A 20,014-nucleotide genomic window follows, 5' to 3' on the forward strand; every position below is an offset into this window, starting at 1 on the left:
CGTTCGCGCGGAGTTCCGCCCCGAGCCGCAGAGGCCGGGGCGGAAGGGGTTTCAGGCGCGGCCCAATGCCCGAAGCACGGCACCGCCAAGATCGGCAGGGCTTTCGGCAACGGTGATACCAGCGGACTTCATCGCCTCGATCTTGTCCTCGGCACCGCCCTGACCGCCCGAGACGATGGCCCCGGCATGGCCCATGCGGCGCCCCGGCGGTGCGGTGCGTCCGGCGATGAAACCGGCGGTGGGCTTGGAGCGTCCGCGCCTGGCCTCGTCCATGAGGAACTGCGCTGCCTCCTCTTCGGCCGAGCCGCCGATCTCGCCGATCATGATGATCGATTCGGTTTCGGGATCGGCAAGGAACCATTCCAGCACGTCGATATGTTCGGTCCCCTTGATCGGATCGCCGCCGATGCCGACGCAGGTGCTTTGCCCAAGCCCCACATCCGAGGTCTGCTTCACCGCCTCATAGGTCAGCGTGCCCGAACGCGAAACGACGCCGACCGAGCCGCGCTTGTGGATATGACCGGGCATGATGCCGATCTTGCAGGCGTCGGGGGTAATGACGCCGGGGCAGTTGGGGCCGATCAGCAAGGAACCGGAACTTTGCAACGCCCGCTTGACCTTCATCATGTCAAGCACCGGCACGCCTTCGGTGATGGCGACGATCAGTTCGATCCCGGCATCAATCGCCTCAAGGATGGCGTCGGCGGCAAAGGGCGGCGGAACATAGATCGCGCTTGCATTGGCCCCGGTCCGCTCGCGCGCCTCGGCCACGGTGTTGAACACGGGCAGGTCGATATGTGTTTCGCCGCCCTTGCCCGGCGTGACGCCGCCGACCATCTGCGTGCCATAGGCGACCGCCTGCTCGGAATGGAATGTCCCCTGAGAGCCGGTCAGGCCCTGACAGATGACGCGGGTGTTCTGGTCAACGAGAATGGCCATCACGCATACTCCTTCACTGCCGCGACGATCTTTTGCGCCGCATCTGCCAGATCGTCGGCCGCGATGACATCGAGGCCCGATTCGTTGAGGATCTTCTTGCCCAGCTCGACATTGGTGCCTTCCAGACGCACGACCAGCGGAACCTTCAGCCCCACCTCCTTCACGGCGGCGATCACACCCTCGGCGATGACGTCGCAACGCATGATCCCACCGAAGATATTGATAAGGATGCCTTTCACCTGCGGGTCCGAGGTGATGATCTTGAACGCCTCGGTCACCTTCTCGGTGGTCGCCCCGCCGCCGACATCAAGGAAATTCGCCGGTTCCGCGCCGAACAGCTTGATGATGTCCATGGTCGCCATCGCCAGACCGGCGCCGTTGACCATGCAGCCGATCTCGCCATCCAGCGCGATATAGTTGAGGTCGAATTTCGACGCGGCCAGTTCCTTCGGATCCTCCTCGGTCTCGTCGCGCAGAGCAAGGATTTCGGGCTGGCGATAAAGCGCGTTCGAATCGAAACCCATCTTCGCGTCGAGGCAACGCAGTTCGCCCTTGTCGGTGACGATCAGCGGGTTGACTTCCAGCATTTCGGCGTCCTTTTCAACGAACAGCCGGTAAAGGCGGCCGACCAGTTCGACGCATTGGCGCACCTGACGTCCCTCAAGACCAAGCGCGAAGGCGACGCGGCGGCCATGAAAACCCGAGATGCCGGTGGCGGGATCAACGGTGAAGGTGACGATGCGGTCGGGGGTTTTCGCCGCGACCTCCTCGATATCCATGCCGCCTTCGGTCGAGCAGACAAAGGCGATGTGGCTGGTCTTCCGGTCGATCAGCAGCGCGAGGTACAGTTCGCGGGCGATGCCGGCGCCTTCCTCGATATAGATACGGTTGACGGTGCGTCCTGCCGGCCCGCTTTGATGGGTGACGAGGGTGCGGCCAAGCATGCGCTGCACCTCATCGGCGGCCTCTTCGACCGAGCGCGTCAGACGCACGCCGCCCTTTTCGCCTGCCGAGGCTTCCTTGAAGTGCCCCTTGCCGCGTCCGCCGGCGTGGATTTGAGCCTTGACGACCCAGACCGGCCCGTCAAGTTCGCTGGCCGCTGTCTTCGCCTCTTCTGCCTTCAGCACGACGCGCCCATCCGAAACCGGCACGCCGTATTCCCGCATCAGCTGCTTGGCCTGATATTCGTGAATGTTCAAGGCTTTCCTCCCTGTGGTCGGTACCGCCACACCCGGTCACCTGACAGGGTGCGTCATGCGGTACCAGCGGTGAACCGCCCCGCCCGCGACGTCGCGTGGATGAACCATCTTCGCGGGCCGCGTGGCGGGCGACGAGCGCGCAATCGGTGACGAGGTTGTGCAAAACGGCACTTTCCTGCGCTGACTCGTGTAGTTGGTATTCCAGATACCACATTGAGTTTTCCTGATCAAGCGCCGCAGATTTGGAATATTTACCAATATAAATCAATTATTTAATTGGCAAATTGGCCCAAAGAACCTGTTTGGCATGTCAAGAAATTTTTCATTTCCGGAAAAGATGTTGCAAGCGAAAATAGCGTGGTCTATGGTATGCCAGATATCGACAGCAACCGGGCCAGACCCGTTGCCAGAGAGGAGAGATCGGTTCGTGAGTGAGGGGCGTCATATGACCACAAGCATCCGGCTTAAGCCGCTGGCGGTCAGTGCCACGCTGAAGGACCGCATCTACAATGCGCTGCGTGGCGCGATACTGAACATGAACATCTATGGCGAGGGGGCCGATCTCCGGCTTGATGAGCGCAAGATGGCGGCCGAACTTGGCATCTCGCGCACGCCGCTGCGCGAGGCGGTGGCCCGGCTGGAACATGATGGCTATGTCGAGATCCGGCCGCGCAAGGGCGTCTATGTCCGGCGCAAGTCGCTGGATGAGGTTCTCGAGGTGATCGTGGTCTGGGCCGCGATCGAAAGCATGGCGGCGCGGCTGGCGGTGGAAATCGCCGACGATGCCGAACTGCACTCGCTGCGTGAGCTTGGCACGGAATTCGGCGGCAACGCGGCGCGGGCCGATATTCTGGAATATACCGGGCACAACATCCGCTTTCACCAGCGGATCCTCGACCTCTCTGGTTGCGCGATGCTGATATCGATCGCCGATGGCCTGTTCCTGCACATGCAGGCGGTCCGGCAGCGCGCGATGGGTGAGAGCGACCGGGCCGGACGCTCGGTGGTCGATCACATGGCGATCATCGAGGCGCTGGAGAGTCGGGACGCTGATCTCGCCTCGCAGTTGGTGCGCGAACATACGATGCGGTTGCACGAGCATGTTCGGCGCACCTGGACGGGACTGGAAACCCAATCCGGGGCTCAGGGCATGTCAGCATGAAGTCGATGCTGCGGCACAGGGATCCCGAATATTTAGACGCGGAGGAGAGATAGCATGAATGTGACAATCCAAGCCCAGCCCACCGATCAGGTCGAAGGCCAGGACGCGCTGCACGCGCTGACCGATGGCTTTCATCTGATCATCGATGCTCTCAAGCTGAACGATATCAACAATATCTATAACGTGCCGGGAATTCCGATCACCGATCTTGGCCGACTTGCTCAGGCCGAGGGGATGCGGGTGATTTCCTTCCGCCACGAGCAACATGCAGGCTATGCCGCGTCGATCGCAGGTTATCTGACCAAGAAGCCGGGCATCTGCCTGACCGTGTCCGCGCCGGGCTTTCTCAATGGCCTGACCGCGCTTGCCAACGCGACGACCAACTGCTTCCCGATGATCCTGATCAGCGGCTCTTCCGAGCGCGAGATCGTTGATTTGCAGCAGGGCGACTATGAAGAGATGGACCAGCTTGCCATCGCCCGGCCGCATTGCAAGGCCGCCTATCGCGTGCTTCACGCCGAGGATATCGGCATCGGTATCGCCCGCGCCATCCGCGCCGCGGTTTCCGGCCGCCCCGGCGGCGTCTATCTGGACCTGCCGGCCAAGCTTCTGGCCCAGACCATGGATGCCGAGGAGGGCCGCCGGTCGCTGGTCAAGGTTATCGACGCCGCGCCGCGCCAGATCCCCGAGCCAAAGGCGGTTGAGCGTGCCATCGACGTCCTACGCGGCGCCAAGCGCCCGCTAATCATCCTCGGCAAGGGCGCCGCCTATGCCCAGGCCGATGCCACGATCCGCAATTTCGTCGAGACCTCGGGCATCCCTTACCTGCCGATGAGCATGGCAAAGGGTTTGCTGCCTGACGACCATCCGCAATCGGCTGGCGCGGCCCGCTCGCTCGCGCTCAAGGAAGCCGACGCGGTTGTGCTGATCGGCGCGCGCCTCAACTGGCTGCTGTCGCACGGCAAGGGGAAAAGCTGGGGTCAGCCCGGCAGCAAGAAATTCGTCCATATCGATATCGAACCGCGCGAGATGGACAGCAACGTGCCGATCGACGCACCTTTGGTGGGCGATGTCGAATCCTGCCTCGAGGCGCTGCTTGCGCAGATGGGCAGCAATTGGCAGACCCCGCCAGCCGACTGGACCGGCAAGCTGGGTGAGCGCAAGGAAACCAACATCGCCAAGATGGCGACGAAGCTGAACAAGAACTCGGCGCCAATGGATTTCCACACCGCGCTTGCGCCGCTGCGCCGGATCATCAAGGACCGGCCGGACGTGATTCTTGTCAATGAAGGCGCCAATACGCTGGACCTGACCCGCGGCATCATCGACATGTATGCGCCGCGCCACCGGCTGGATGTCGGCACCTGGGGCGTGATGGGCGTCGGCATGGGCTCGGCCATCGCCGCCGCCGTCGAAACCGGCAAGCCGGTCCTTGCCATCGAGGGCGACAGTGCCTTCGGCTTCTGCGGCATGGAGGTCGAGACGATCTGCCGCTACAATCTGCCGGTCTGCGTGGTGATCTTCAACAACAACGGCATCTATCGCGGCACCGACATCAACCCGAGCGGCGGATCCGACGTGGCCACCACCGTCTTCGTCCCCGACTCGCGTTACGAGATGATGATGGAAGCCTTCGGCGGCGTCGGCGCCTATGCCACCACGCCGGATGAACTCGATCAGGCGGTGCGGCAGGCCCTCGAATCCGGCAAGCCGACCCTCGTGAATGCGGTGATCGATCCGGCCGCCGGCACCGAAAGCGGCAATATCGGCAGCCTCAACCCACAAAGCGCGCTGACCAAGAAAGCTTAACGCCCCTCAGCCGGGAAACGCGGAACAGAAAAGGAATATGCCATGAAGGCTCTCGAAGGTATCAAGGTTCTGGATTTCACCCACGTTCAGTCCGGTCCGACCTGCACCCAGCTTCTTGCCTGGCTCGGCGCCGATGTCATCAAGGTAGAGCGCGCCGGTGTCGGCGACGCCACGCGCCAGCAGCTGGTGGACAAGCCGGGTGCGGACAGCCTGTACTTCACGATGCTGAACCACAACAAACGCTCACTGGAACTGAACACCAAAAGCGACGAGGGCAAGGAGGTGCTGACCAGACTGGTCGAAACCTGCGATGTTCTGGTCGAGAACTTCGCGCCGGGCGCGCTGGACCGGATGGGTTTCGGCTGGGAGAATATCCAGAAGATCAACCCGCGCATGATCATGGCATCGGTCAAGGGCTTCGGCCCCGGTCGCTATGAGGACTGCAAGGTCTATGAGAACGTCGCTCAATGCGCCGGTGGCTCGGCCTCGACGACGGGCTGGCGCGATGACCGCCCGATGGTGACCGGCGCGCAGATCGGCGATTCCGGCACCGGCCTGCACCTTGCCTTCGGCATTCTGGCGGCGCTGTTTCAGCGCGAAAAGTCGGGGCGCGGGCAGCGGGTGCTGGCTGCCATGCAGGATGGCGTTCTCAACCTCTGCCGTGTGAAGCTGCGCGACCAGCAGCGTCTCGCCGCGGGCCCGCTGGATGAATATTCGCAGTTCGGCGAGGGGATCGAGTTCGGCGATTCGGTGCCGCGCGCGGGCAACGATTCAGGCGGCGGCCAGCCGGGCCGGATCCTGAAGTGCAAGGGCTGGGAGACCGATCCGAACGCCTACACCTACTTCATCACTCAGGCGGCGGTCTGGAAGCATGTCTGCGATGTGATCGGCAAGCCGGAATGGAAGGACGATCCCGACTATGCGACGCCCAAAGCGCGGCTGCCGCGGCTGAACGAGATCTTCGAGGCGATCGAGGCCTGGACGATGACCAAGACCAAGTTCGAGGTCATGGACATCTGCAACCCGCTGGACATCCCGGTCGGTCCGATCCTCAGCATGAAGGAAATCGCCGAGGACCCGGATCTGCGCAAAACTGGTACCATTGTCGAGGTGGACCATCCGCAGCGTGGCAAATACCTTACTGTTGGTTGCCCCGTAAAGCTGTCCGACAGCCCGGTTGAAGTTTCCCGGTCGCCGCTTCTGGGAGAGCACACGGTCGAGATCCTGGAAGGGGTGCTTGGCTATTCCGGGGCCGATCTGGACCGGATCGTTGGCTCAGGCGCGGTCGGCAAGGTTGGCGCGGTCGCGGCGGAGTAAGGGCAGGGTGCCGGGCACCTTCTTCCGGAACGCCTTCGGGCGTTCCACTCCACTCCTCTCATCCAATCGAGTGTACTCATATGACCTACCGCATTCTTATTCTTGGTGCTTCCTACGGGTCGCTTCTCGGTACGAAGCTGTTGATGGCCGGGCACGATGTGTCGCTGGTCTGCCGCGCACCGACCGCCGCCCTGATCAACGATGAAGGCACCGAGGTGCGGATCCGGCTGCGCGACGAGGACGAGCATCGTCGGATCCGCTCTGCGGACCTGCCCGGCAAGCTTAACGCGCTGACACCCGAAGAGGTCGATCCCGACGCCTTCGACATGGTCGGCCTCGCGATGCAGGAACCGCAATATGGGGTGCAAAACATCCGCGAACTGGTCGGCCGCATCGCTGCCGCCAGAAAGCCGTGCCTTTCCATCATGAACATGCCGCCGCTGGCCTATCTGCGACGGCTGCCGGACCTTCAGGTCGGCCCCCTTGCGGCCAGCTTCTCGAATCCGGGGATATGGGATGATTTCGAGCCCGACCTCGTGACGCTTTGCAGCCCTGACCCGCAGGCCTATCGGCCGCCCGATGAGGCGCCGAACGTCCTGCATGTCGGGTTGCCGACCAACTTCCGCGCGGCGAAATTCGGCGACGCCGCCGCCAATACCATCCTGTCCGAACTGGAGGCGGATATCGAGGCCGTCCGCCTCGACGGCAAGGATGTGCCGGTGAAGATCCGCGTGTTCGATTCGCTTTTCGTGCCGCTTGCCAAGTGGAGCATGCTGCTGACCGGCAATTATCGGTGCGTCACCCGCGATGGCGTGCGGCCGATCCGCGATGCGGTCTATGAGGATCCCGAGGTGTCGCGCAAGATGTACGACCTTGTTGACGACATCGCCCGCAAGCTTGGCGCGGCGCCCGAGGATCAGGTGCCGTTCGAGAAATATGCCAAGGCGGCCGAGCAACTGCTCAACCCGTCATCCGTCGCCCGTGCCGTGGCGGCCGGGGCGGTCGAAATCGAGCGCGTTGACAAACTGGTGCAGCTTATCGGCCGCGATCTGGGGATATCCAGTCCCGAGATCGACGAGATGGTGTCGGTGATCGACGCCAGACTGGCCGAAAACAACAGCTCTTCCGCGGCTCGGGCCGCCGCTGGCTGACATCAGCGCCGGCCTCCTTGCCGAGGCGGCGGGACCGGGCGGTCAGGCGAGGTCGCGGACCGTGGCCTCCCGGTCCCAATAGCGGCGGCAGGCGGCCTCGGGCAGGGCGGCAAGGTCGGTGACGCCCTCGTCCGGCTCGATCCCCGCGCCGACCCGCGCCAGTTTCACGGCTGCCTTGTTGGTCAGCACCAGCGCCACGGCGTCGAACAGCACCGGCAAGCTGCCCATCGGCCTTGGCCTCGCCACTCTTCAGTCGGCTGGCGCACGGAACCCATGTGCGGAAGGTGCACAGCAAGCGGTATGACGAGCAGGTCCCGGGCCACCACATCCAGATGGACGTCACGTTCCTGACATGCGCAGGAAAACATGGTGAGAAGATCCGTTGCTTTCAATTCGCGGGCGGCCATGTCATCCATACCTTTCCGACCGGTCAGGTCATCAAGATCTTGGGCAATACGCGCACGCTGCGGCGACAAGGACAGGTAAGGATCTTGAAGATGATCGCCATCATTCACCAGCTGCGCCGGAACAGTCCTGGCGCGATCAGCGAGGGGTTCTCGGCCGCGCTGTTCCCCGGCATCGCGGTGGCGGTGCTGGTGGCCATCGCCGCGCAGTTCCTGTCGGAACATTACGGCGCGCCGGCGATGCTGATGGCGCTGCTGCTGGGGCTGGCGCTGAACTTTCTGGCCGAGCATGGCACGCGCACGCAGGCGGGCGTCGAATATTCTGCGCGAACGATCCTGCGGCTGGGCGTGGCGCTGCTGGGGGCGCGGATCTCGGTCGAGATGCTGACCGATCTGGGCGGAACGATGATCCTGCTGACCATCGGCGGCGTGGTGGCGACGATCCTGTTCGGGATGCTGGCGGCGCGGGTCTTCAACCGCGGCTGGCGGATGGCGCTGCTGTCGGGGGGCGCGGTCGCGATCTGCGGCGCATCTGCCGCCATGGCCATCGCTGCGATCCTGCCAAAGACCGATAAATCCGAACGGAATCTGGCCTTTACCGTGATGGCGGTGACGGTGTTGTCCACCCTTGCGATGATCGTCTATCCGCTGGTCTCGTCGGCCTTCGGGTTCACGGCGCTGGAATCGGGGGTGTTTCTGGGCGCGACCATCCACGATGTGGCGCAGGTCGTCGGCGCTGGTTTCTCGATCGGCCCCGAGGTGGGCGAGACCGCGACGGTGGTCAAGCTGATCCGCGTGTCGATGCTGGCCCCGGTGGTGCTGGTGTTTTCGCTGGCGATCCGCGCGGGCGGGCCGGGTGACAGCGACGGCGGCCAGCGCCCGCCTTTGCTGCCGGGCTTCATCATCGGCTTTCTGATGCTGGCGACGCTGAATTCGCTTGGCGTCATTCCCGGATTTCTGGCCCGGCTGGCCGAGGAACTCAGCCGGTGGGCGCTGCTGGTCGCGATTGCCGCCGTGGGCATCAAGACCTCGCTGGTGCGGATGATGGAGGTCGGCGGCACCGCCGTCGGCCTGATCGTGACCGAGACAGTTTTCCTGGCCGCCATCATCCTGCTGGGGCTGCATCTGTTCGGCTGACGCCGCTATTGCATGGCGGTTTCGGCGACCGGCGACAGGTCGGGGAAGGGCGGCGGCGGGGCCAGCCGGATGCCACGGTCGCGCATGGCGGCGTCGATGCGGCTGAAAACCTCGTTGCGGCAGGCGATTTCGTGATCCTGCCGGGGCACCCAGTACTTCACCTGATAGGTGATGCCATGCGGGCTGTATCGCGTCACCTGCGCCTCGGGCGTCTTGCCCTGCGCGATGGTCCGGGCATTCTCCAGCGCGTCGCGGATCAGCGCCTTGGCCTCGGCCACCGGCAAATCGATGGGCAGGGTCAGCTCGACATGGTCACGATATTCCTGCCGGGGCGCGCTGAAATTGGTGATCCTCTGTCGCGAAATCTGGCTGTTGGGCAGGATCACATAGGTGCTGTCGCGCGTCACCAGCCGGGTCGTGCGCCAGCCGATTTCCTGCACGCGGCCCTGCGCCAGCCCGTCGATATGCACCCAGTCGCCGATGCGGAACGGGGCGTCCAGCCCCAGCGCCAGCCCGGAAAAGGCGTCGGCCACGACGTTGCGGATGGCAAAGCCCAGCACCGCCAGCACCAGCCCCGATCCGGTCAGGATGCCCGACAGGTCCTGGCGGAAGAACAGCGACAGGCTGGCCAGAACGGCCATCGCGAACAGCACCACGCGGAACAGATCCAGCGCCACCTTCGGCACCGGCCTGCGACCCTTGCCGCGCCGCGACAGCCGGTCCGAGGCGACACCATGCACCAGATGCGCGGCGGCAAAGAAGGCCAGCGAGGCGGCGGCATTGCGCAGCGGTTCCATCCAGCCGGTCAGCCCGAGGGATGCGGGCAGCAGGTCCAGAAGCGCACCGGGAAATGCCGCGATCAGCCCCAGCGCCAGCACCGTCGCCATCATGCGCAGGCGCGGCAGAGTGGATTGGTTCGGTTCAGCTTTCGTCATCGCGGCCCCTTTCATATGGGGAACGCGAGGCCGGGTGGGGCACCGGCATGAAGGGCGTCAGGCAGAGCGGGCAGCGCCGGGCGGCGGCGCGGGGCACGCCTTCGCCGCAGCCGGGGCAGATGTCGGGAAGATAGGGGCGGAACATGGCAGAACCTCGATCAGGGACGGGAACAGGCGAAGGTCACCCCGGCCCGTCGATCCCTGCCAGCGCAGGTTATCGGGGCCGGGGCGTCACAAGCGCCTGTTCGCGACGCATGACTTTTCTGCAGATGCCGAAGCGCGACATTGAAAAACCTCTGATATCCGAAGGGATGTTACGGATATGGTCATGTTTTTCGTGTTTTCAACGGCTTGGCGGAAGATGGTGCAGGCTTAGCCCGCGCTGTGGCTTTCTGGCGACAGTCAGGGCCGCGCCAGATCTTCCGAGGCGGGCACGGGCTTGCGTCTTTCAAACAGGCGGTCGCGCGAATGGGTCAGGTGGTCGCGCATCAGATCGCGGGCGCGGGCGCCGTCGCCGGTGCGGATCGCGTCGAAAATCGCGGCATGTTCGTCAAAGACCCGCGCCAGCCCGCTGGTCTCGCGCTTGACGGATGCGCCGTGGAACCGCATGCCGACCGCGATATGATCCTTCAGCGCCTCCATCGCGATCGAGAAATAGGTGTTCTCGGAAGCCAGCGCGATGGCCAGATGGAACTGGAAATCGGCATCCTCGCGGTGGCTCTGGCGGTTGGTGGCATCGCGCATCAGGTCCAGCGCGGCCTCGATCCGGGTCAGCGCGGCCTCGTCGCGCCGTTCGGCGGCGCAGGCGGCGGCGGCGGGTTCGACCGTCAGGCGGAATTCGTAACAGGACAGCAGGTCCGAGACGTTTTCCAGCGGGCCGAAGCCAAGCGGTTGCTTCAACCCGATGGCGCGCACGAAACTGCCCGCGCCTTGGCGCGAATAGATCAGGCCACGTTCTCGCAGCTTTTTCAGCGCATCGCGGACGATGGGGCGCGAGACCTCGAATTCGGCGGCAAGGTCGTGTTCGGTCGGCAGTTTCTCATCCGGGCGGTAAGAGCCGGACTTGATCGCCCGCTCCATCCGTTCGAACACGACTTCGCTCAGGGGTTTGCGGGCCGTTTTTTCTTGTGCTGCCATCAGTTTCGTCCCTGAAAGATTTTCAGCAAGGTGACAAGCGTATCTGCATCCCCGAAGCCGCCGGATTTGGCGATGATGCTGATTTCGCCCGCATTGGCCAGAGGTAAACCGGGCAGGCATTCCCCCGCAAGCCGCAGCGAGGTGATGCCCATATGCGCAAGGACCGCCTCGGCCGTGGCCCCGCCGCTGAGCAGCAGGGCCTGCCGGTCGGCGGTCAGCCGGGGGTGGATGCTGCGGGCAAGGGCATGGGCGACCTGCGCGCCGGGGCGGGTGACATCGCCCGCCGTCGCCTGCACCAGCAGATGCGGGGCGGGGGGCGGCGCACCCGGGTCGGCCTGACCCAAGGGCGCGGGCAGCATCGTGGCCAGACCCGAGGCTTGCACCCGCCGCGCCTGTTCCACCGTAATCGGATCGCGAGAGCCGATGACCAGCAGGCTGCGTTCGGCGCGTGGCACCACCATTGCGGCCTGCCCCTGAGCGGTCATGCGGATCGCCAGCGCCTCGGCCAGTCCGCGCGCGCCGACCAGCAGATCGCCCGGTGCGGCCATTTCCAGCGCGGCGGTCATGTCCGCGGCGCTGGTCACGTCGGGGATCAGCGCGCGATCGGTCAGCGGCCCCAGCGCATCGGCGATGGGGATCGGTTGCGCGACGCCGTGGCCCTGAACATGGCCGCCCTGCTGGATGCGCCCGAAATCGGGAATGGCAGGGGCGACCAGCAGCCGCGACGGGTTCAGCACCACCAGTTCAGCGGCGATATGGCCCTTGAGCCGCGAGTCGATCTTTTTCAGCACCGGCACGCCTGCGGGCAGCGCCGCCATGACCTGCGCCATCGCCGCGCGCGCCGCGCCTGCGTCGCCGTCGCGCGAACGGGTGCTGACCGCCATGACCTGCGCGCCGGATGCCGCGACCTTGGCCGTGGCATCCGGCGACAGGGCGACCTGGACGCTCAGCCCGCGCCCGGCAAAGGGCGCGGCGCTGTCCAATGCGCCCGTCAGATCATCGGCAATGATGCACAGCCTCATCGCAGCCGCCTAGAATGCCGCGCGATAGATGGCCAGAACCTCGTCCTGCGTCATGTCGCGGGGGTTGTTGTCCATCAGGCGGCGGATGGCGTGGGCGTCACTGGCAAAGCGGGGCAGCTGATCATCGGTCGCGCCATGCGCCGACAGCCGCATCTCGACGCCCAGATCGGCGCAGAACGCATGGGCGGCGGTCAGCAGGTCGCCGTCGCCCAGCCCCAGCGCCGCCACGACCTCGGCGGTCTTGGCCTGCGCCACCGGTTCGTTGAAGGCCAGCACATGCGGAAAGATGATGGCATTGGCCAGCCCATGCGGCAGATGCAGCAGCGTGCCAAGCGGATAGGACAGCGCATGGCCCGCCGCCGTATTGACCGGGCCAAGGCAGATGCCGCCATAGAAAGAGGCCAGCATCATCCCCTCGCGCGCCTCGGTGTCGGAACCATCGCGGACCGCCCGCGCCAGATAGCGACCGACAAGCGCGATCCCCATGCGGGCAAAGCCGTCGATCACCGGATGGGCGTTGCGGTTGGTGAAGGCCTCGACGCAATGCGCCATCGCGTCGATCCCGGTCGCCGCCGTCACCGCCGGGGGAACCGAGAAGGTCAGCTCCGGGTCCAGCACCGCCAGATCGGCGATCAAATGCGGGCTTTCCACCGCGATCTTGTTGCCCTTGCCGGGATCGGTGATCAGCGCGCGAATGCCGGCCTCGGACCCGGTGCCCGCCGTGGTCGCGATCTGCACAAGGCGAGCGTTGCGTCCCGCGACCCGGTCAGGCCCGGCCACATCGGCCAGCGCCTGTTCGCCATCCCACATCGCCGCGACCAGCTTGGCCACATCCATGACCGAACCGCCGCCCAGCCCGATCACCAGATCGGGCCGGGCCTCGCGCGCGGCGGACATGGCGGCGTCGAAGGTGGCGATGTCGGGTTCGCCCGGAATGGCGTCAAAGACCGAGACCTGCCCGCCAAGGCCAAGCCGTTCGGCAAAACCGGCGGTATGCGGGCTGGCGATGATCAGGATGCGCTCGGCATCCCCGGCCCATGCGCCGACACGGGCCGAGGCCCCGGCGCCGATCTCCAGCCGTTTCGGTTGATGCAGGGTGATGGTGCGGCTCAGGCTCATGCTGCGCCCTCCAGTTCGTCCATGATCGCCCAGACCTTCGCGGCCTCGTCCTCGGACAGGGCCGAGAAGGGCGGATGCACGTTCAGCCAGCCCTTGTCGCCGCGGCGCTTGGCCAGCATCGTCTTGACGGTGGGCAGTTGCGTATAGCTGTTGGTCAGGTTGCGCCACGCGACGATCACATCCTGCGCGGCCTTCACGTCGGCGGCTTTCGCCGGGTCGTTCCAATGATCGTAAACCACCCGCAATTCCCGCGCGACGAGGTTCGAGCTGGCGGTGATGCAACCCGCGCCGCCGCCTTGCAGGACCGGCAGCAGCAGCGGATCCGCCCCGGCCAGCACGCCGAAGCCTGGGAAACGGGCGGAAATGGCGTGCATGTTCTCGATCTTGCCGTCGCTGTCCTTGATGCCGACCACGGTGTCGGGGAAGGCCTGAACCAGCATCGCGATCAACTCGTGGCTGATCGGCACGCCGGTCAGCATCGGAATGTGATAGAGGATCACCTTCAGCCGGTCGTCCGCCACCTTCTCGATGATCGAGGCATAGAAGCGGAACAGGCTCTCGTCGCTGAACGCGGTATAGTAGAAGGGCGGCAGCAGTACCACGCCCCTGACGCCGGCCTGCACGGCGTGGCGGGTCAGCTCGACCGCCTCGGTCACTGCGCAGGACGAGGTGCCGGGCAATAGTTGTCCGGGCAGGGTGCCGCCTGCAATCGCGGCCTCCAGCAGGTCCATGCGTTCGCGGGCGGAAAAGCTGTTCGCCTCTCCGGTGGAACCCAGCATGGCGATGCCGTGGCAGCCTTCCTCGATCAGCGCCTTGGTATGGGCGCCGAACAGTGCCAGATCGGGGGTGCCGTCGGATTTCAGCGGCGTGGCGGCGGCGCAATAGACGCCTTCGATGGCAAAGCTCATCTCGATCCTCCGGAAACCAGTTTGCGCGCATAGGCGATGGCGGAATTCATGTTGCCGTGGTCGGCGATACCCTTGCCCGCGATATCAAACGCCGTGCCGTGATCGACGGATGTGCGGTCGATCGGCAGTTCGACCGAGACATTCACCGCCGTGTCGAAGGCCACCAGTTTGATCGGGATATGGCCCTGATCGTGATATTGCGCGACCACCAGATCGAATGCGCCGGAATAGGCGCGGTGGAACACGGTATCGGCGGAAATCGGGCCGCTGGCGTCGATGCCCTCGGCGCGGGCGGCGGCGATGGCGGGGGCGATCTGGTCGTCATCCTCGGTCCCGAACAACCCGTTTTCGCCGCAATGGGGGTTGATGCCCGCCACCGCGATACGCGGTGCGTTGATGCCGATGCGCTTCAGATGGGCATTGCCCGCGCGGATCGTGGCCAGCACCCGTTCGGTCGTGGCCCGCCCGATGGCGTCCTTCAGCGACACATGGGTCGAGACATGGATGACCTTCAGCCGCTCGGACGCCAGCAGCATATAGGCGGCTTCGGCCCCGGTCAGGCTGCGCAACATGCCGGTATGGCCGTCATAGTGATGGCCTGCGGCGTTCAGGGCCTCTTTGTTGATGGGCGCGGTGACGATGCAGCCGATCCGACCGGCCTGCGCGTCGCACACCGCGCGCTCGATAAAGCGGAAGGCGGCGTCGCCCGCGACCGGCGACAGCTGGCCCCAGGGCAGGGGGGCGCCGTCATAACCGATATTCACCACCCGATCGGTCAGATCCAGATCGACGCCGACGGCGGCCCTGGCGGCCTCCAGCGTGGCGAGGTTGCCATAGATCAGCGTCCGCGCCCGATCCTCGGGCGTCATCTCCGCCAGCGCCTTGACGCTGATCTCGGGGCCGACGCCTGCCGGGTCGCCCATGGTGATGCCGATGATGTCGCTCATGTCCGAATCTCCGAAAGGCGGCCGTCCCAGCCCGGTTGCAGTTGCATGTATTTGATGGCGCGGCGGTGATAGGTATAGGCAAGGTGCAGCACCCCATCCGGGCCCTCCAGCAGCCAAGGATAGGACATCTCCTTGTTGCGTCCATCGGTCGAATCGTTCGAGGTGCAGGTGCCGGGGCCGTCCTCGACCAGCAGGCGCTGCGGGAAGGTCCGCCCGCCATCGCCGGAAATGCAGATCGCCAGCGGCGCGCGCGGCACGCCCCAGATCGGTGCGCAGCCGCCGGCGGGATCGGCGTCGGGGCGGTCGTCATCCTCGCCCAACTCATCATACAGCGAGGCGCGGCGGTCCGGCGACATCGCGGCATTGACCGGGTTGCAGATCATCGCGATGCGCCCGTCGCGCAGGGTGATGGCGCTGATCGAGGAATTGTTGTTCGGCACATCGGTTGCCACCGGCGCGGCCCAGCTGTGCCCGCCATCCGCGCTGTCCGAGCGGTGGACGAAATCCGACTGACGGCGGCGATAGAAGGCGGCCATGCGGCCCTGACCCAGATCGACCGGGCTCATATGGACCGAGCCGATCGAACCCGGCACGTCCTCCAACCGCCAGCTTTGGCCGCCATCCGTCGAGACGCCCACGGCAGCGGTATCGTGGCTGCCGTTCCATTTCTGGCCGGGGCGCTGGACGCAGCGGAAAATCGGCAGCAGCCACGCGCCATCGTCGCGCAGCCGGACGGGCGCGCGCACGAAACAGCCGCGCGGCAGGTCCAGAAACCGGCCCTTATCCGCCGTCATCGCCACCCCTTCACGGCGGATCGCCGCCATGCGGATGCGGCATTGGTCCTGATTGCCCGAGGGTTGCGAGGTATGGAACAGCCACAGCCCGCCATCCGGCGCCGCGAAGATCACCGGGTTCTGCTCGGAATGATCGGGGTCATGGCTGAGCGACTGCACCGGCCCCCATTCCCCGGCCCCCGACAGTAGCACCGAGGCGTGGATCGAGATGTCGGACTTGCCTTCCAGCGTGCCGCCGAACCACGCGCAGATCAGCGCGCCGTCATCGGCCAGAGACAGGAACGCGGCATGATTCTGCACCTTGGGCGAGGGCAGGAATGCCTCTTGCGTCCCGTTGCCAAGGGGCATCAGCCGCCCATCCATGCGCTGCGCGATATCCTCTGGTCCCATGCTGTCCTCCCGGATCGGAATTTGCGCAAAGACAGCGCGGATTTCTCACAGTTGTCAAGTTGAAAGATGTAAAGCGAACCCATATCGGTGTAGTTATTGTTAAATATAATAGTAAAAACAATATGATATAATCACACATCCGTAAAGATTGCCTTCCATCCCGTTTTATATTGACAAAATCATGGGCCTGTCCGATGGTCTGGCATCCGCGCTGAACAAGTGTCGGCGCAGATTTCGGAGGGGGCATGGCTCGGGCAGTTGCAAGGGGCGATACGGCGGTACTGGCGGTGGGGCTGGCGGCGATGGGTGCCGTGCTGTCCGCGGTCGATGCCGCCATCGTGCGGCAGCTGGATGGCGGCGTGCATCCGATGATGATCGCCTTTACCCGCGCGCTGTTCGGCGGGCTTGCGGTGCTGCCGATCGTGGCGATGCGGCCATCGGTCCTGAAATCGGTCTATCCGCTGCGTCAGCATCTGGCGCGGGCGGGGCTGAAGCTGATCGCGCTGGTGGCGTTCTTTGCCGCCTTTGCGCGGGGGCCGCTGACCGATGTGACGGCGATTGCCTTTACCTCGCCGATCTTTGTCGTCATTGGCGCCTCGCTGCTGCTGGGCGAAAGACTGGGCGGGTTGAAGATCTGCGCGGTTATCATCGGCTTTTGCGGCGCGTTTCTGGTGGCCGGGCCGACCGGCGCCGGGTTGACGCTGGCGATGGGCTTCGCGCTGCTGGGCGCGGTGGTGCAGGCGGTCATTCAGCTGATGCTGAAAAGCATGTCCTCGGGCGACCGCACGGCGACGCTGGTGATCTGGAACCTGCTGCTGACGGTGCCGCTGGCTTTCGTGCTGGCGCTGCCCTTTCTGACCATGCCGACGGGCGAGCAACTGGGCCTGCTGGCGCTGCAAGGCGTGCTGGGCGCGGGGTGCATGGCGCTGATGACCCATGCCTTCAGCCTGGCGGATGCGTCCATCGTGGCGCCGGTCGATTTCCTGCGGCTGCCATTGGTCGCGGTTCTGGGCTATCTGCTGTTTTCGGAACTGGCAAAGCCCTCTGTCTGGATCGGCGGTGCGCTGATCTGCCTTGCAGCCCTGATCGCATCGCGTGCCTCGCGACGTGCAAGGACTGTCGAATGAATTTGACACTACGCCAAGGGAGGAATGAATGATCACAAGATCCTTGATCTGGGGGGCGTTTGCCACAGCTGCGGCGCTGAGCCCCGCGTTCGCGCAGGACAGCACCGTCCGCATCGTGCTGAACGAAGAGGTGGACCTGCTGGAACCCTGCATGACCACGCGCTCGAATATCGGGCGGGTGACATTGCAGAACGTCAACGAGACGCTGGCCTTTCTGGACCTGCGCGAAGGCGGCGGGTTGCAGCCGAAGCTGGCCGAAAGCTGGGAGCAGCTGGATGACGGCAGCTGGCGCTTCCATTTGCGGCAGGGTGTCACCTTTTCGGATGGGACCACGTTCGACGCCAATGACGTGAAACATTCCTTCGACCGGGCGATGGACCCGTCGATCACCTGCGAGGTGCCGCGCTATTTCGGCGGCATGACCGTCAGCGCCGAGGTGGTGGACGAACATACCATCGACTTTTCCGCCGATCCCGAACAGCCGATCCTGCCGCTGCTGCTGACGCTGATCGCCATTGTGCCCGAGGAAACGCCGATCGAATTCGTGCGCGATCCCATCGGCACCGGCCCTTACGCGCTGAGCGAATGGACACCGGGCCAGCGCATCGTGCTGAGCCAGCGCGACGATTACTGGGGCGAACAGCCCGCCGTGACCGAGGCCACCTATCTGTTCCGGGCCGATCCGGCGGTGCGCGCGGCGATGGTGGCGACCGGAGAGGCCGATATCTCGCCCTCGATTGCTGCACTGGATGCGACCAACCCGGAAACGGATTTTTCCTATCTGGACAGCGAAACGGTCTATGGCCGGCTGGATCACTCGGTCACGCCCTTCGACGATCTGCGGGTGCGCAAGGCGCTGAATCTGGCCATCGACCGCGAAGCCTTCATCGGCACGCTGGTGCCCGAAGGCGCGCTGCTGGCCAGTGCCGTTTATCCGCCCCCCACGCTTGGCTGGAACGAAAGCGTCGAGGTCTGGCCCTATGATCCCGAAGAGGCCGCGCGCCTGTTGCAGGAAGCCGCCGCCGATGGCGTCGCCACCGATACGCCGATCACGCTGGTCGGTCGCACCGCGAATTTCCCCAACAACGTGGAAATCCTCGAAGCGGTCCAGCAGATGCTGCAAGAGGCGGGCTTTACCGTCGAGCTGCAATTCTATGAAGTGGCCGAGTTCGAAGAGCTGTATTCCAAGCCCTATCCCGAAGGTCGCGGGCCGATGATCGTCGTTGCCATGCATGACAATTCCCGCGCCGATCCGTCCTTCTCGATGTATTTCAAATATGCGTCGGATGGCCGCCAGTCGGGCATCGACGACCCCAAGGCCGACGACCTGATCAACCGCGCGCAGGCGGCGACGGGCGAAGAGCGCGAGGCGCTGTGGAAAGAGCTGCATGCCTATCTGCATGATGAGGTGGTGGCCGATCTGCTGCTGTTCCACATGGTCGGCTTCAGCCGCGTGAACGAGCGTCTGGACTGGCAGCCCACCATGGCCACCAATTCGCAACTGCCGCTGGCGGATATCGCGTTCAGGTGACCTGACAACCGGGCGGAGGGTCATCCTCCGCCCGCCCTCTCTCTCCGCCCATATCGACCGGAGCCCCGGCCATGATGAGTTTCCTACGCCAACGCGCCTTCGCCAGCCTGATCTCATTGATCCTGCTGATCGTGGCGGTCTTCTTTCTGTCGCGGCTGACGGGTGATCCGGCGGCGCTGTATCTGCCTTCGGAAGCGTCCGAGGAGATGCGCCACCAGTTCCGCGAAATCCACGGGCTGAACGATCCGGTCGCGGTGCAGTTCGGCCGCTATGTCTGGGATCTGCTGCATCTGGATTTCGGCGATTCCGTACGCCGGGCGCGGCCTGCCTTCGACGTGGTGACCGAGGCCTTCATGTGGACGCTGCAACTGGCCGTCATCACCATGACGCTGGTCACGGTGGCGGCCATCGTCGTGGGGTCCATGGCGGCGTTCCGCGTCGGCGGGTTCTTTGACCGCATTGCCTCGCTGACTTCGCTGATCGGGGCCTCGGCGCCGGATTTCTGGGTGGGTATCGTCGCCATCGTGGTGTTTTCGGTCGGGCTGGGCTGGCTGCCGACCTCGGGGACGGGCAGCGTCTGGCACTGGGTCCTGCCCATCGGGGTGCTGTTCATCCGCCCCTTCGGGCTGATCGTGCAGGTCGTGCGCGGCTCGATGATCACTGCGCTGTCATCGGCCTATGTCAAGACCGCGCGCGCCAAGGGCGTGAAGACGCGGCCCATCATCTTTGTCCATGCGCTGCGTAATGCGATGCTGCCGGTCATCACCGTGATCGGCGATCAGGCGGCGGCGCTGCTGAATGGTGCGGTGGTGATCGAGACGATCTTCGGCTTTCCTGGCGTCGGCAAGCTGATGATCGATTCCATCCTGCAACGCGATTTCAACGTCGTGCTGGCGGCGATCATGATCACCGCGATTGCCATCTTCATCATGAACCTGCTGATCGACATGGCCTATGCGCTGCTCGATCCGCGCATCCGGTATTGA

At 64.7% G+C, this 20,014-nt stretch carries 19 protein-coding genes and 1 pseudogene; 9 read left to right on the forward strand and 11 right to left on the reverse strand.

Annotated elements, in window-relative coordinates:
- Nucleotides 1-51: 51 nt before the first annotated feature.
- Nucleotides 52-939 (reverse strand): succinate--CoA ligase subunit alpha, encoded by an 888-nt coding sequence (sucD, locus tag JHW40_RS20745; RefSeq protein WP_090611371.1) that lies wholly within the window; start codon nucleotides 937-939, stop codon nucleotides 52-54.
- A complete protein-coding gene (sucC, locus tag JHW40_RS20750; RefSeq protein ID WP_090611372.1) occupies nucleotides 939-2,138 on the reverse strand; it encodes an ADP-forming succinate--CoA ligase subunit beta in 1,200 nt (399 codons plus the stop codon). Before sucC ends, sucD begins: the two co-directional genes overlap by 1 nt.
- 445 nt (nucleotides 2,139-2,583) lie before the next feature.
- Here sucC and JHW40_RS20755 point away from each other — a divergent pair, with 445 nt between their 5' ends.
- From JHW40_RS20755 to JHW40_RS20770, 4 genes are all read left to right on the forward strand, one after another.
- Nucleotides 2,584-3,300 (forward strand): GntR family transcriptional regulator, encoded by a 717-nt coding sequence (locus tag JHW40_RS20755; RefSeq protein ID WP_090611373.1) that lies wholly within the window; start codon nucleotides 2,584-2,586, stop codon nucleotides 3,298-3,300.
- A gap of 54 nt (nucleotides 3,301-3,354) precedes the next feature.
- Nucleotides 3,355-5,109 (forward strand): oxalyl-CoA decarboxylase, encoded by a 1,755-nt coding sequence (gene oxc, locus JHW40_RS20760; RefSeq protein ID WP_090611374.1) that lies wholly within the window; start codon nucleotides 3,355-3,357, stop codon nucleotides 5,107-5,109.
- A gap of 42 nt (nucleotides 5,110-5,151) precedes the next feature.
- A complete protein-coding gene (gene frc / locus JHW40_RS20765) occupies nucleotides 5,152-6,426 on the forward strand; it encodes a formyl-CoA transferase (RefSeq protein ID WP_090611375.1) in 1,275 nt (424 codons plus the stop codon).
- Between the two features lie 80 nt (nucleotides 6,427-6,506).
- Nucleotides 6,507-7,577 carry a ketopantoate reductase family protein gene (locus JHW40_RS20770; protein WP_090611376.1) on the forward strand — a complete coding sequence of 357 codons (1,071 nt, stop codon included), beginning with the start codon at nucleotides 6,507-6,509 and terminating at the stop codon, nucleotides 7,575-7,577.
- A 42-nt stretch (nucleotides 7,578-7,619) separates the two neighbouring features.
- On the opposite strand, the gene JHW40_RS20775 is transcribed toward JHW40_RS20770, so the two are convergent.
- Nucleotides 7,620-7,805 (reverse strand): hypothetical protein, encoded by a 186-nt coding sequence (locus JHW40_RS20775; protein WP_090611377.1) that lies wholly within the window; start codon nucleotides 7,803-7,805, stop codon nucleotides 7,620-7,622.
- Between the two features lie 23 nt (nucleotides 7,806-7,828).
- On the opposite strand from JHW40_RS20775, the pseudogene JHW40_RS20780 reads away from it, so the two are divergent.
- Both JHW40_RS20780 and JHW40_RS20785 read left to right on the forward strand, forming a co-directional pair.
- Nucleotides 7,829-7,972: pseudogene (locus JHW40_RS20780) on the forward strand (IS481 family transposase); the annotation flags it as partial.
- Between the two features lie 102 nt (nucleotides 7,973-8,074).
- Nucleotides 8,075-9,118 (forward strand): YeiH family protein, encoded by a 1,044-nt coding sequence (locus tag JHW40_RS20785; protein ID WP_090611467.1) that lies wholly within the window; start codon nucleotides 8,075-8,077, stop codon nucleotides 9,116-9,118.
- A 5-nt stretch (nucleotides 9,119-9,123) separates the two neighbouring features.
- On the opposite strand, the gene JHW40_RS20790 is transcribed toward JHW40_RS20785, so the two are convergent.
- The 8 genes from JHW40_RS20790 to JHW40_RS20825 all read right to left on the reverse strand — a co-directional run bounded on the left by JHW40_RS20790 (nucleotide 9,124) and on the right by JHW40_RS20825 (nucleotide 16,370).
- Complete coding sequence (locus JHW40_RS20790) at nucleotides 9,124-10,053, reverse strand: mechanosensitive ion channel family protein (protein ID WP_090611378.1); 930 nt, start codon at nucleotides 10,051-10,053, stop codon at nucleotides 9,124-9,126.
- On the reverse strand, nucleotides 10,040-10,198 hold the full coding sequence (locus JHW40_RS20795) for a hypothetical protein (protein ID WP_170851785.1): 159 nt from the start codon (nucleotides 10,196-10,198) through the stop codon (nucleotides 10,040-10,042). Before JHW40_RS20795 ends, JHW40_RS20790 begins: the two co-directional genes overlap by 14 nt.
- Nucleotides 10,199-10,455: 257 nt before the next feature.
- On the reverse strand, nucleotides 10,456-11,190 hold the full coding sequence (locus JHW40_RS20800; protein WP_090611379.1) for a FadR/GntR family transcriptional regulator: 735 nt from the start codon (nucleotides 11,188-11,190) through the stop codon (nucleotides 10,456-10,458).
- Nucleotides 11,190-12,212 carry a four-carbon acid sugar kinase family protein gene (locus JHW40_RS20805; protein ID WP_090611380.1) on the reverse strand — a complete coding sequence of 341 codons (1,023 nt, stop codon included), beginning with the start codon at nucleotides 12,210-12,212 and terminating at the stop codon, nucleotides 11,190-11,192. Before JHW40_RS20805 ends, JHW40_RS20800 begins: the two co-directional genes overlap by 1 nt.
- Nucleotides 12,213-12,221: 9 nt before the next feature.
- Nucleotides 12,222-13,331, reverse strand: coding sequence for an iron-containing alcohol dehydrogenase (locus JHW40_RS20810; protein WP_090611381.1), 1,110 nt, complete (start codon nucleotides 13,329-13,331; stop codon nucleotides 12,222-12,224).
- Complete coding sequence (locus JHW40_RS20815; RefSeq protein ID WP_090611382.1) at nucleotides 13,328-14,239, reverse strand: dihydrodipicolinate synthase family protein; 912 nt, start codon at nucleotides 14,237-14,239, stop codon at nucleotides 13,328-13,330. The genes JHW40_RS20810 and JHW40_RS20815 overlap by 4 nt, the downstream gene beginning before the upstream one ends.
- Nucleotides 14,236-15,186 carry a 4-hydroxythreonine-4-phosphate dehydrogenase PdxA gene (gene pdxA, locus JHW40_RS20820; RefSeq protein WP_090611383.1) on the reverse strand — a complete coding sequence of 317 codons (951 nt, stop codon included), beginning with the start codon at nucleotides 15,184-15,186 and terminating at the stop codon, nucleotides 14,236-14,238. Before pdxA ends, JHW40_RS20815 begins: the two co-directional genes overlap by 4 nt.
- Nucleotides 15,183-16,370 carry a sialidase family protein gene (locus JHW40_RS20825; RefSeq protein WP_090611384.1) on the reverse strand — a complete coding sequence of 396 codons (1,188 nt, stop codon included), beginning with the start codon at nucleotides 16,368-16,370 and terminating at the stop codon, nucleotides 15,183-15,185. The genes pdxA and JHW40_RS20825 overlap by 4 nt, the downstream gene beginning before the upstream one ends.
- A 245-nt stretch (nucleotides 16,371-16,615) precedes the next feature.
- Between JHW40_RS20825 and JHW40_RS20830 the strand changes: the two genes are divergently transcribed.
- From JHW40_RS20830 to JHW40_RS20840, 3 genes are all read left to right on the forward strand, one after another.
- On the forward strand, nucleotides 16,616-17,497 hold the full coding sequence (locus tag JHW40_RS20830) for a DMT family transporter (protein ID WP_090611385.1): 882 nt from the start codon (nucleotides 16,616-16,618) through the stop codon (nucleotides 17,495-17,497).
- 28 nt (nucleotides 17,498-17,525) lie between these two features.
- Complete coding sequence (locus tag JHW40_RS20835; RefSeq protein ID WP_090611386.1) at nucleotides 17,526-19,028, forward strand: ABC transporter substrate-binding protein; 1,503 nt, start codon at nucleotides 17,526-17,528, stop codon at nucleotides 19,026-19,028.
- A gap of 71 nt (nucleotides 19,029-19,099) precedes the next feature.
- Complete coding sequence (locus JHW40_RS20840) at nucleotides 19,100-20,014, forward strand: ABC transporter permease (RefSeq protein WP_090611387.1); 915 nt, start codon at nucleotides 19,100-19,102, stop codon at nucleotides 20,012-20,014.

It is taken from the genome of Paracoccus alcaliphilus (genome assembly GCF_028553725.1).
GTDB lineage: Bacteria > Pseudomonadota > Alphaproteobacteria > Rhodobacterales > Rhodobacteraceae > Paracoccus > Paracoccus alcaliphilus.

What these genes read in the sequence shown, in the direction of transcription:
- sucD (WP_090611371.1), bottom strand. Translation starts at nt 939, where the DNA reads ATGGCCATTCTCGTTGACCAGAACACCCGCGTCATCTGTCAGGGCCTG.
- JHW40_RS20755 (WP_090611373.1), top strand. Translation starts at nt 2,584, where the DNA reads ATGACCACAAGCATCCGGCTTAAGCCGCTGGCGGTCAGTGCCACGCTG.
- oxc (WP_090611374.1), top strand. Translation starts at nt 3,355, where the DNA reads ATGAATGTGACAATCCAAGCCCAGCCCACCGATCAGGTCGAAGGCCAG.
- frc (WP_090611375.1), top strand. Translation starts at nt 5,152, where the DNA reads ATGAAGGCTCTCGAAGGTATCAAGGTTCTGGATTTCACCCACGTTCAG.
- JHW40_RS20770 (WP_090611376.1), top strand. Translation starts at nt 6,507, where the DNA reads ATGACCTACCGCATTCTTATTCTTGGTGCTTCCTACGGGTCGCTTCTC.
- JHW40_RS20775 (WP_090611377.1), bottom strand. Translation starts at nt 7,805, where the DNA reads ATGGGCAGCTTGCCGGTGCTGTTCGACGCCGTGGCGCTGGTGCTGACC.
- JHW40_RS20785 (WP_090611467.1), top strand. Translation starts at nt 8,075, where the DNA reads ATGATCGCCATCATTCACCAGCTGCGCCGGAACAGTCCTGGCGCGATC.
- JHW40_RS20790 (WP_090611378.1), bottom strand. Translation starts at nt 10,053, where the DNA reads ATGACGAAAGCTGAACCGAACCAATCCACTCTGCCGCGCCTGCGCATG.
- JHW40_RS20795 (WP_170851785.1), bottom strand. Translation starts at nt 10,198, where the DNA reads ATGTTCCGCCCCTATCTTCCCGACATCTGCCCCGGCTGCGGCGAAGGC.
- JHW40_RS20800 (WP_090611379.1), bottom strand. Translation starts at nt 11,190, where the DNA reads ATGGCAGCACAAGAAAAAACGGCCCGCAAACCCCTGAGCGAAGTCGTG.
- JHW40_RS20805 (WP_090611380.1), bottom strand. Translation starts at nt 12,212, where the DNA reads ATGAGGCTGTGCATCATTGCCGATGATCTGACGGGCGCATTGGACAGC.
- JHW40_RS20810 (WP_090611381.1), bottom strand. Translation starts at nt 13,331, where the DNA reads ATGAGCCTGAGCCGCACCATCACCCTGCATCAACCGAAACGGCTGGAG.
- JHW40_RS20815 (WP_090611382.1), bottom strand. Translation starts at nt 14,239, where the DNA reads ATGAGCTTTGCCATCGAAGGCGTCTATTGCGCCGCCGCCACGCCGCTG.
- pdxA (WP_090611383.1), bottom strand. Translation starts at nt 15,186, where the DNA reads ATGAGCGACATCATCGGCATCACCATGGGCGACCCGGCAGGCGTCGGC.
- JHW40_RS20825 (WP_090611384.1), bottom strand. Translation starts at nt 16,370, where the DNA reads ATGGGACCAGAGGATATCGCGCAGCGCATGGATGGGCGGCTGATGCCC.
- JHW40_RS20830 (WP_090611385.1), top strand. Translation starts at nt 16,616, where the DNA reads ATGGCTCGGGCAGTTGCAAGGGGCGATACGGCGGTACTGGCGGTGGGG.
- JHW40_RS20835 (WP_090611386.1), top strand. Translation starts at nt 17,526, where the DNA reads ATGATCACAAGATCCTTGATCTGGGGGGCGTTTGCCACAGCTGCGGCG.
- JHW40_RS20840 (WP_090611387.1), top strand. Translation starts at nt 19,100, where the DNA reads ATGATGAGTTTCCTACGCCAACGCGCCTTCGCCAGCCTGATCTCATTG.